This is a genomic window from Roseimaritima sediminicola (assembly GCF_009618275.1).
Lineage (GTDB): Bacteria > Planctomycetota > Planctomycetia > Pirellulales > Pirellulaceae > Roseimaritima > Roseimaritima sediminicola.
Window position 1 is genome coordinate 1 of record NZ_WIAD01000083.1, and the last position, 10,970, is coordinate 10,970.

General features: G+C 62.5%; 6 protein-coding genes. 5 read left to right on the top strand and 1 reads right to left on the bottom strand.

What is annotated here, in order from left to right:
- Window positions 1-208 precede the first annotated feature (208 nt).
- Window positions 209-928 carry an SMC-Scp complex subunit ScpB gene (locus GE027_RS21760; RefSeq protein ID WP_153559341.1) on the top strand — a complete coding sequence of 240 codons (720 nt, stop codon included), beginning with the start codon at window positions 209-211 and terminating at the stop codon, window positions 926-928.
- A gap of 559 nt (window positions 929-1,487) precedes the next feature.
- Here GE027_RS21760 and nusG read toward each other — a convergent pair.
- Entirely contained in the window at window positions 1,488-2,054 is a 567-nt protein-coding gene (gene nusG, locus GE027_RS21765) for a transcription termination/antitermination protein NusG (protein WP_153559342.1), read from the bottom strand.
- Window positions 2,055-2,462: 408 nt separating this feature from the next.
- Between nusG and rfbB the strand changes: the two genes are divergently transcribed.
- The 4 genes from rfbB to GE027_RS21785 all read left to right on the top strand — a co-directional run bounded on the left by rfbB (window position 2,463) and on the right by GE027_RS21785 (window position 10,275).
- Complete coding sequence (gene rfbB, locus GE027_RS21770) at window positions 2,463-3,518, top strand: dTDP-glucose 4,6-dehydratase (protein ID WP_153559343.1); 1,056 nt, start codon at window positions 2,463-2,465, stop codon at window positions 3,516-3,518.
- A 781-nt stretch (window positions 3,519-4,299) separates the two neighbouring features.
- Window positions 4,300-5,178, top strand: coding sequence for a sugar nucleotide-binding protein (locus GE027_RS21775; RefSeq protein ID WP_153559344.1), 879 nt, complete (start codon window positions 4,300-4,302; stop codon window positions 5,176-5,178).
- A 703-nt stretch (window positions 5,179-5,881) separates the two neighbouring features.
- Entirely contained in the window at window positions 5,882-6,820 is a 939-nt protein-coding gene (gene rfbA / locus GE027_RS21780; RefSeq protein WP_153559345.1) for a glucose-1-phosphate thymidylyltransferase RfbA, read from the top strand.
- A gap of 485 nt (window positions 6,821-7,305) precedes the next feature.
- Window positions 7,306-10,275 (top strand): O-antigen ligase family protein, encoded by a 2,970-nt coding sequence (locus GE027_RS21785; protein WP_162006870.1) that lies wholly within the window; start codon window positions 7,306-7,308, stop codon window positions 10,273-10,275.
- Window positions 10,276-10,970 lie beyond the last annotated feature (695 nt).

The following is a 10,970-nucleotide window of genomic DNA, read 5'->3' on the forward strand; positions in this document are numbered from 1 at the left end:
CTTGCACAGCAGCCTACAACGCGTCACTCCACCACCGGCAAGAATCGCGAGCACGAGTACGAGCACGAGCACGAGCACGAGCACGAGTACGAGTACGAGTACGAGTACGAGTACGAGTACGATAAACTCGCCAACCAACAACCAACAACCAACAACCAACAACCAACAACCAACAACCAACAACCAACAACCAACAACCAACAACCAAATGACCGACGACCAGGACTGGGAAGGCGTCTCACTGGAGGAACTCGGCGCGGCCTACGCCAAGGTGATGGCCGAATCGGGGGCTGCCGAGGGGACCGAACCGGCGGCGGATGACGATCCTCAGACGCCGGCCACCGACGAGGCGGCCCAGACGCCGCAGGTGGATGCCGAGCAAGCCGACGGGCCGGTGACGATCGAAGGGATCGTCGAAGCGGCGTTGTTCGTCGGCCATCCGGAAAACCAGCGGCTCACGGCCAAGCAGATCGCGGGGATGATCCGCAACGTCTCGCCGCGCGAAGTCGAAGAGATCGTCGACCAACTGAACTCGTCCTATGCCGAAGCCGGCCAAGCGATCCGGATCGAAACCGATTCTGGCGGGCTGCAGATGGTCGTCGCCCCGCAGCTGGAGACGGTCCGCCGAGCCTTCTACGGGAAAGTCCGCGAGGCGCACCTATCGCTCGGAGCGGTCGAGGTGCTGGCCCTGGTCGCCTATCAGCCCGGAATCACGGCCCAGCGAGTGCAGGACCAACGCGGCAAGGAGAGCGGCGCGCTGCTGAACCAGATGGTTCGCCGGCAACTGCTGCGAGTCGAGCGAGTCAAACCCGAAGACGGCGGCCGCCCGGTCGCCACCTACTACCCCACCGACCGCTTCCTGCACCTGTTCCAGCTAAGCTCGCTAGAGGACCTGCCCCAAGTCGAAGAAGAAGGCAACGTCGTGTAGTTGGTTGTTGGTTGTTGGTTGTTAGTTGTTGGTTGTTAGTTGTTAGTTGTTAGTTGTTAGTTGTTAGTTGCTGGCTGCCAGTCGAGCGGACAGCGAGAATCGCGAAGCGATGGCAGTCGATAGCCTCGGATGCAATCCGAGGTACGGCCGCCCACACGACCATTCTCTCCCCCTCCCCCCGCGACCTGGCGAGCCCAAGCGAGTCAGGCTGTGGGGGACAGCGAGAATCGCGAAGCGATGCCAGTCGATAGCCTCGGATGCAATCCGAGGTACGGGGCTCCCGCCAGAAAATGTTTACTCCCCTCTCCCCCGAAGCCTGGCGAGCCTAAGCGAGTCAGGCTTCGGGGGAGAGGGGTTGGGGGTGAGGGGGCCAGGCCTTACAGGTCTCGGCTGGGACAGCCGAGCTACCCTCACAGGCTGGAAGCCTATGCCACTAAGAATCGCGAAGCGATGGCAGTCGATAGCCTCGGATGCAATCCGAGGTACGGCCACCCACACGAACGGCTCACTGGTCAACCTCCTGCGTCCGGGACTCGTCGCCTCGTCCACTACTCCTAACTCAACCCTCAACCTTCTTCTCCACCACCTCGAACTGGCAATCATCCAGGGCGACCGAGACGCCTTGGTTCATGAAACGGACGTAGACGACGAGCCGGATTTCGTGTTCACGGCGAGCGACGACGCCTTCGAAACCGGCGAATTGGCCGTTCTTGATGCGCACCATGTCGCCCGGTTCAATCCGCGACTCCGGGGCCAGCGGGTGGTCGGTCTGGATCAAGCTGTGGATCTGCCGCAGGTCGGTGACCAATTCCGCCGGATCGTCGACCGCGACGCAGCGGGAGACGCATCCGGTGCAAACGGCTGTATACCGAGCCTCATTATCGCCTTGCAGAAAGACGTAATTGGGAAACAGCGGCATGAAGGAGGTGCGGAGCCGGCCGGCGGGCGAGCGGTAGCGGCGTGGGATGACGGGACCGTAATGCGGGATGCCGTCTTCGCGCAGCCGTCGCATCAACGTCTTTTCTTGCCGGGATCGCGTGTAGATGGCCCACCACGGAGCGTCTTCGGCGACCGTCTCCAGCAAGTCTTCCGGAAACATGTCAGGCTCTTGCGGCAACAGCGGCATCGATACAGCTCTCAGGCAAACGGGCAGCGAAACAAGCAGCGCCCCACTGTAGCGTAGCCAGCGAGTGGCGAGAAGCGAGAGATTCGGGAACGCCGGCGGAAGCGAAGTACGGAAAAAAAACCGTTTTCTCCCCTCTCCCCCGTAGCCTGGCGAGCCTAAGCGAGTCAGGCTGCGGGGGAGAGGGGCCGGGGGCGAGGGGGCCCGCCCACAGGAACCACATCGCCGCATCACCGCTCCGCCTGACGATACTTAACGCGTCGAATCGCCCTAATGCGAAGCCCAGCCCCAACTCGCAACTCGTCCCCAAACTCTGGCGAGTTCAGCTACCCACCCACCGCTTTTCAACTATCCTAAACCTTCCCCATCAACCAACAACCAACAACCATCAACCAACAACCAACAACCAACATGCGGCTTCTCATCACCGGCGGCGCCGGATTCATCGGTTCGAACCTCGTCCGTTTGGCGGTCGCCGAGGGCCACGACGTCCTCAACCTAGACTGCCTGACCTACGCCGGCAACCTGCATTCGCTGGCCGACCTAGAGGACCATCCGCGGTACGCTTTCACCCGCGTCGACATCACGGACGCCGAAGCCGTAGCGGCTGCGATTTCGGAGTTCGCTCCCGAAGCCGTGATGCACTTGGCGGCCGAGAGCCATGTCGATCGCTCGATCGACGGCCCGGGCCAATTCATTCAGACCAACGTGGTGGGCACCTACAACCTGCTGCAGGCCAGCCTCCAGCACTGGCGGTCGCTTGAAGGTCCGGCCGCCGACGGATTCCGCTTCCTGCACGTCTCCACCGACGAGGTGTACGGATCGCTGGGCAGCACGGGACTGTTCTCGGAAACCACGGCCTACGACCCGCACTCGCCGTATTCGGCCAGCAAAGCCGCCTCGGACCACCTGGCTCGAGCCTGGCGAGACACCTACGGGCTGCCTGTCCTGGTCACCAACTGCAGCAACAACTACGGGCCCTACCAATTCCCCGAGAAACTGATCCCGGTGGTGATCCTGAAATGCCTGCGAGGCGAAGAGATCCCGGTGTACGGCAAGGGCGAAAACATCCGCGACTGGCTGTACGTCACCGACCACTGCGAGGCGCTGCTGACGGTGGTCCAGCGAGGCGAACCTGGCCAGACGTACAACATCGGGGGCAACAACGAGCGGACGAATCTGGAACTGGTGCAGACGCTGTGCGGGATCCTGGACCAGCTGCGTCCGTGTTCGAGCGGCCGGCCGCACGCCGAGAAGATCACCTTCGTGGCCGACCGTCCGGGCCACGACCTCCGCTACGCCATCGACGCCTCGAAGATCCAGCGAGAGCTCGGTTGGGAGCCGGCCGAGGATTTCGAAAGCGGCTTCCGCAAGACCGTCCAGTGGTACCTCGACAACGAATCCTGGTGGCAAAACATCCTCAGCGGCGACTACCAGCTCCAGCGACAGGGAGTAGGGAAGGAGTAGCAAGCGGTGTTGGTTGTTAGTTGTTGGTTGTTAGTTGTTAGTTGTTAGTTGATGGCCGCCAGTTGAGCGGACAGCCAGAATCGCGAAGCGATGGCAGTCGATAGCCTCGGATGCAATCCGAGCTACTCTCACAGGCTGGAAGCCTATGCCACTAAGAATCGCGAAGCGATGCCAGTCGATAGCCTCGGATGCAATCCGAGGTGCGGCCTTACAGGTCTCGGCTGGGACCGCCGAGCTACTCTCACAGGCTGGAAGCCTATGCCACTAAGAATCGCGAAGCGATGCCAGTCGATAGCCTCGGATGCAATCCGAGGTACGCCCGCCCACACGAACATTTTCTCCCCCTCTCCCCCGCGGCCTGGCGAGCCCAAGCGAGTCAGGCCGCGGGGGAGAGGGAGCTGGGGAGCAAAAAAAGGGGGGGGCACACCCGTAGCCGAAGTCGCCAGCCTGTGAACGCGCTGGAGTCCAGGCTTCAGCCGCCCGAGAGCAACCCAAAAAATCGCCTAAAGGCTACAATCCAACGACTCCCAGTGGCATAGGCTTCCAGCCTGTGAACCGCACCTCCGTAACCGAAGTCGCCAGACTTTGGACCGTAGTGGACGAGGCAACGAGTCCCGGTTTAATTGCTAGTTGCTGGTTGTTAGTTGATGGGAAGAAGAACGGGGCAAACGCCTGGGCCGTGCCAAGCAAAGAGATTGCCACAGAGATCACCGAGAGCACAGAGGACAGGCCCCGACAGCGAGCGGTATCAACCAACAACCAACAACCAACAACCAACAACGTGATCCTCCTTCTCGGACATACCGGATACGTCGGCTCGGCCTTCGCGCGACTGCTCGAGCGTGGCGGCCACGCCTACCGCGGCGTCTCGCGGCGCGACGTCGACTACACCGACCGCGCGGCTCTCACGCGTCTGATCGCCGAGACGCGGCCAACATTCCTGATCAACGCAGCCGGCTACATCGGCAAACCGAACGTGGACGCCTGCGAGCTGCACAAGGCCGAGTGCTTGGCCGGTAACGCGGTGTTGCCGGGGATGATTCGCGAAGTCTGCGAGGCGGCCGGATTGCCGTGGGGGCATGTGTCCAGCGGCTGCATCTACACCGGCCGCCGAGCCGACGGCGGCGGTTTTACCGAAACCGACCCGCCCAACTTCAGCTTCCGCACCGACAACTGCAGCTTCTACAGCGGCTGCAAGGCGCTGGGCGAAGAGTGTTTGCAGGGCAGCGAATCGACCTACCTCTGGCGGCTGCGGATCCCCTTCAACCACGAAGACTCCCCGCGAAACTACCTCAGCAAACTGCTGCGTTACCAGCGACTGCTCGACGCCGAGAACTCGATCTCGCATCTCGAAGAGTTCGTCGCGGCGTGCTTCGAGTGCTGGCAGCGGCGAGTGCCCTACGGCATTTACAACGTCACCAACACCGGCAGCGTCACCACCAAGCAAGTCACCGAGCTGATCAAAAAGCACCTCGAGCCGGCTAAGCAGTTCGAGTTTTTCGAGAGCGAAGCCACCTTCATGCAGACGGCCGCCAAGACGCCGCGCAGCAACTGCGTCATGGACAACAGCAAGCTCCTAGCCACCGGCATCAACATGTCCCCGGTAGAGGACGCCATCGCCGCATCACTAAAAAACTGGAAAAAGGAAGCGGTTGGTTGAGGGTTGTTAGTTGTTAGTTGTTAGTTGTTAGTTGTTAGTTGTTAGTTGTTAGTCGAGCGGACAGCGAGAATCGCGAAGCGATGCCAGTCGATAGCCTCGGATACAATCGAGGTACGCCCGCCCACACGAACATTTTCTCCCCCTCTCCACGCGGCCTGGCGAGCCCAAGCGAGTCAGGCTGTGGGGGCCGGGGGGGGCGAGCGGGCCAGGCCTTACAGGTCTCGGCTGGGACAGCCGAGCTACTCTCACAGGCTGGAAGCCTATGCCACTAAGAATCGCGAAGCGATGCCAGTCGATAGCCTCGGATGCAATCCGAGGTACGCCCGCCCACACGCGCCAAAAAAAATTTCTCCCCCTCTCCCCCGCGGCCTGGCGAGCCCAAGCGAGTCAGTCCGCGGGGGAGAGGGGGGCACAACCCCAGCCGAAGTCGCCAGACATTGGAGAGTGTCGCCTTTCGCTCCGCCGAAAGTAACCGAGTGTTCCCGTAACCGAGTTCACCAGGCTTTGGACGCGCTGGAGTCCAGGCTTCAGCCGCCCGAGCGCGCAACCAAAAATCGCCTAAAGGCTAGACTCCAACGAGACCCCGTGGCATAGGCTTCCAGCCTGTGAACTTGGACCGCCTTACCTCCTAACCAACTCAATCCAAACTCTGGCGAGTTCAGCTACGAAGCCAACCAACAACCAACAACCAACAACCAACCCCGTGCTCACCAACCAACAACCACCAACCGACAACCAACCACCTCCCAAAGGCATCGTCCTCGCCGGCGGTTCCGGCTCTCGGCTGCACCCGATCACCCGGGCGGTCAGCAAGCAGCTGATCCCGGTGTACGACAAGCCGATGATCTACTACCCGTTGTCGACGTTGTTGTTGGCCGGTGTCCGCGACATCCTGCTCATATCCATGCCGCACGACCTACCGGCGTTTCAGCGACTGCTCGGCGACGGCTCGCAGTGGGGCGTCACCTTCACCTACGCCGCCCAGCCCAAGCCCGAGGGTTTGGCGCAGGCCTTCCTGATCGGCGAAGATTTTATTGGCGACGACCGTGTGGCCCTGGTCCTGGGCGACAACATTTTTTACGGGCAAGGCTTCCGCAGCATCCTCCGCAGTGCGGCCGAGAAGACGACCGGCGCCACCGTCTTCGGCTACCACGTCCACGACGCCACGGCCTACGGGGTCGTCGAGTTCGATGAGGACGGCCGTGTGATCTCGATCGAAGAGAAACCGCAGCGACCCAAGAGCAACTACGCCGTGCCGGGGCTGTACTTCTACGACAACGACGTCGTCGAGATCGCCAAGAATTTAAAACCCTCACCCCGCGGCGAGCTCGAGATTACGGACGTCAACCGAGCTTACATGGAGCGGGGCGACCTGTCGGTCGAGCTCTTCTCGCGCGGCTTCGCCTGGCTCGACACCGGCACCAAGGACAGCCTTCTGGACGCCTGCAACTTCGTCGCCGCCGTCGAAAAGCGGCAAGGCCTAAAGATCGCTTGTCTCGAAGAGATCGCCTACGAGCAAGGCCTGATCAACAAGCAAGAACTAAAAACCCAAGCCACCCTCTACAACAACGACTACGGTCAATACTTGTCGAAAGTGGCGAGTATCGAGCCGCGAGTTGCGGGAGAACGCCCCCATACATAGCGAGAAAGAGCTGGACGGTTGGCAGGAGGTCCAAAACCTTTCGCCACGCCGTTCAGACCGATAATCCCGCTTACTCACCCACCTTTGAGGGGCCGTTGAAAATTTTCCAGACCTAGCACTCGACATGCTCCCATTGACCGATCATCCTTTCCTAAACGAAAGATTCACCCTGCCCGCAAACCCCCTCGCCGGGCCGCTTGAGATCCGCTACAGTACCACGCGTGCAGCTGCCCACCTCTCGCGAAAATCAATGAATCCCGCTCTCGCGTGCCGCAACGAGCGACATTCGGATTGAAACCCCATCACACGCTCCGGCGGTGAGCTAGGGTTCCTCACACGGACGTGACACGACTGCTTTTCCTTTGCAAGGTGCCTGTCACCCAAAGGAACGAAGTCCGCGCCGACCGCGGCGTGACGACACTCCCATGCCCCTCCCGAAGCTCCCAAGCCTCCTAACCCCCCTGCTTGCCGGATCGGCAACGGCCTTGCTTTGCCTCGCACCGGCTCTGGCCGCGTTTGACCACGGCGGCGTGTTCCTGTGGACGCAGTGGGCGATGGCCTGGACCGCCTGCGCCGCCTTGGCCCTGGCCGCCCTGACGATGATTTCAGGCCCTCGGCAAACCGGCCTGCGACCGTTCGCCGTCCCGCTGCTGCTGGCCGCCGCAACCGTATTCCTATGGTTTCAAACCCTTCCTCTACCGAACTGGCTCGGCCCCTGGCTCGCTGGCGGATCCTGGGACCTGTACTCCCGCTGGCTCGCTCCGCTGCAAAGCCATGCCGCGGACGCGGAACGACTGTCGATCGATGGTCGCTACCCCATTACAATCGCTCCCTGGCTCAGCATGACCCGGTGGAGCCTAATGGCGGTGGTGGCCGGATTCGCATCGGCCGCGGCGCTGGCGATCCACGCACGGCGGCACATCGTTTGGATGCTGGTCGCCTTTGCGGCGACCGGAGCCGTCCATGCCGGCGTGGGCATCGCGGGCCTGGTCCTCACGCCCGGCACCACGATCTGGGGACAAACCGGCGGCTCGGCATTCGGCGCGTTCATCAATCAGAACAACGCCTGCACGCTGCTGGTCCTGGGGCTGGCCTGTGCGATTGGCATCCTGGCCTGGCGGCTGTCGGCGCTCAGCGGTTTTCTGCGGGACCGCGACCGTTTGGACGCGGCGGCGGTGAAGGAGCTGTTTTCGGATCCGCATGCGGTGGCCGCCGGGATCCTGTCGGCGCTGTGCATCGCCGGACTACTGACCTCGGGGTCGCGTGGCGGAGTGGCCGCACCGGTGTTTGCGGTCTCGGTTTTGTTGGCGTTTTTTCATTTTTCCATCGGCCGGCGCGGCCGCTCGATCCTGGCCGCGACCGCCGCGGGCGGGTTGATCGCCGCCCTGGTCCTGGTCCGGTTCGACCTGCCACTGCGGTCAGTGGACGAGCTGAGTCAAAGCGAACAAGCGATAAGCGAAATGGTCGTGAATGACGGTCGTTGGGACTACTGGGCGGATGCCGTGCAAGCGGCCCGTGCCCACTGGACAGTCGGCTCCGGCGGCGGCACCTACCGCTACGCCTATTTGCCCTACCAAAGAACCTCGTGGAGCGGATGGGCGGTCAACGCCGACAACACCTGGCTGGAATGGACGGTGGAAACCGGACTGGTCGGCGTGGCACTCCTAGCCACCCTCCTGACCGTACTCGTCCGCTCGCTGTGGTCGCTCAGCCGCAGCAGTGATCCGCTGGATTTCGGGCTGGCCACGGCCGGAGTCTTCGCCATGGCGGCATTAGCGTTCACGCAGTTTTTCGACTTCGGCCTGCTGCTGATCCCAAGCGCCACGCTCGCCGCCGTGCTATTCGCCGTTACCGTCGCCCGCTCCGCATCCCATCACCCTCCCCCCGGGAGGGTCGGACTCTCAGGTCCGGGGAGGGCCACCCCCCAACATCAGCCGAAGGCGCTAGCCTCAGGTTCCCAGCGGCCGGCGCCAGCCGCCGCCGATCCCCCACCCCAACATCAGCCGAAGGCGCTAGCCTCAGGTTCCCAGCCGAAGGCGCTAGCCCAATGCCACTTCCTTTGTAGCGGAACGGCGCGAGCCGTCCGGTTTTGCTGCTACTTCCTTTGTAGCGGAACGGCGCGAGCCGTCCGGTTTTGCGGTGCGAACCTTCACACACCGGGCGGCTTGCGCCGCTCCGCTAACGCTTCAATCGCAAGCGATGGTGAAAGTAGATGGCATTGGGCGCTAGCCTCAGGTTCCCAGCGGCCGGCGCCAGCCGCCGCCCCCCCCTCGCCACTCGCCTCTCGCCACTCAGCCTCTTCCCCCCCAACCAACAACCAACAACCAAAAACCAAAAACCTCGCCCCCTTCGCCACGCTCCTCGTCGTCACCGTGTTCACCATCGCCGCGGTCCCCCAGCTGCACGCGGCGGCGACGGGTGAAGCGTACCAGCGTTACGTCAACATGCTGACGGCCGCGGAGACGCGAGACACGGACCGGATGAGCGGTCTTGCGGACCGTTTACAAGCGCACGTCGCCGACCATCCCCAGGACAGCCAGACCGCCGTCCGGCTCTGTGCCCTCAGCAGCATCGTCGCGAGGCAACGAGCGGCCGCGGCGATCGGGGCAACCGGCCAAGAGACCGAGCAGATCGCGAGGGCTTTGCACCCGAGCAACCTCCGCACCGTCTGGTACCAGCAACCAACAACCGACAACGATCAACCAGCCCCCACTCGCCACTCGCCACTCGCAACTCGCAACTCCCCCGGGGACTCGTCGCCTCGTCCACTACTTCTGTCGGTGGTCCCTGAGGCTGAAACGGACGACGACCAAACCACCCAAACCCGCACCGAACTCGCCACCCGCTACGCCGCCGCCCGCCAGCTCGCCGCCGGAGCCCTTCGCTCTTGCCCGCTATCGGACGAAGCCCGTTACCACCTGGTCCGGCTGGACTTTGCCGGCGGGAGCCCCGAGCAATCGCGGGAGCTACTCGCCCAGCTGGCCAGTTTGCGGCGCCAGCACTTGCCGACGCTTACGCGAGTGGCGGGACTTGCGCAAGCCGGCGAGATGTGGGAGCTGACCCGAGACGTTTGGCGCCGCGTCCTGACACTCAGCCCCGGCATGACGCCCCGCGGCATCGCCGCGATTTCGAGCTCTGGCCCGCTCGCCCCCAGCGACATCGTGCCCGCGACGCCGGCCGCCTTGAGCCGAGCGGCCCAGGTCGAGCTGCGAGCCGAAACGCCCGACCGCCGGCTCCTAGCCACCGCCGAACAAGTCCTAGCAGGCCAGCGGGGCGGCCCCCGAGCCGAGCAAGTAGCGCGTCTAAAACTCCTAGGCCAAATCGCCAGCAAACAGAACAACTCCCACTCCGCCGCCGCCTACTACCAAAAAGCGTTGGCGTTAGACCCCGAGGACGAATCTATCCGGAAAGCCCTCTCAACCGCCAAAGCCGAAACCAAGCCTCAAATCCAGTAGCCGAAGTCGCCAGACTTTGGGTCGTAGACGAGGCGACGAGTCCCAGCTAGAGTGCTAACTCTTATTTGACGTTCGCAAGCAAAAGCCGACACACAGCAATTGCTTGAACGCTAGCCACCGACTCCTATCTATAGACTGCCGCCGAGCAATTCCCACAGGGCACTGAGGGCAGGCCCACGCAGGATGTTTTTTAGCAGATTTAGCGCACCTCATAGAGCCGCCTGGCGACCGACTTGACTGAGTCCGCGTCAATCTTCCGGTGCCCCTTATGCCCTAGGACTGTCCAGTGTAGTTCCTGGCAACATTCGCCAAAGTTTCCACCTCGCATGTCCATGCCAAATTTGGGTCCATCCGGGATTCTCGTGAGTTCACCCAAACTGCGGGATTTTCTTAGGCATCTGCGGTGGTGTCCGAAGGGTGTGGTCTAACGAATCGCAATGCTGGCGGCAGGCAGTGCTTGCCGCCAGCCAGAGACGCCACTGGGCGCGCCCTGACCGCGATATCCCTCGCCGTGCCCGCGTCCCCGCAGAGCTTGCTTCCGTTTCTCGCGGCAACTTCAACGTGATGAATGAAGACACCGCAGGCAAATCATTCGGACACCACCGCGGGTGCCTCCGAAAATCCACCTTCCTTGGCTTTCACACGACGTAACCGTTCACGGCCCGGTGAGCTAAATTTGAAAATTGCCCTGGACC

Bases quoted from the DNA above. Each gene is read 5' to 3' on its own strand.
- GE027_RS21760 (WP_153559341.1), top strand. From the start codon at position 209: ATGACCGACGACCAGGACTGGGAAGGCGTCTCACTGGAGGAACTCGGC.
- nusG (WP_153559342.1), bottom strand. From the start codon at position 2,054: ATGCCGCTGTTGCCGCAAGAGCCTGACATGTTTCCGGAAGACTTGCTG.
- rfbB (WP_153559343.1), top strand. From the start codon at position 2,463: ATGCGGCTTCTCATCACCGGCGGCGCCGGATTCATCGGTTCGAACCTC.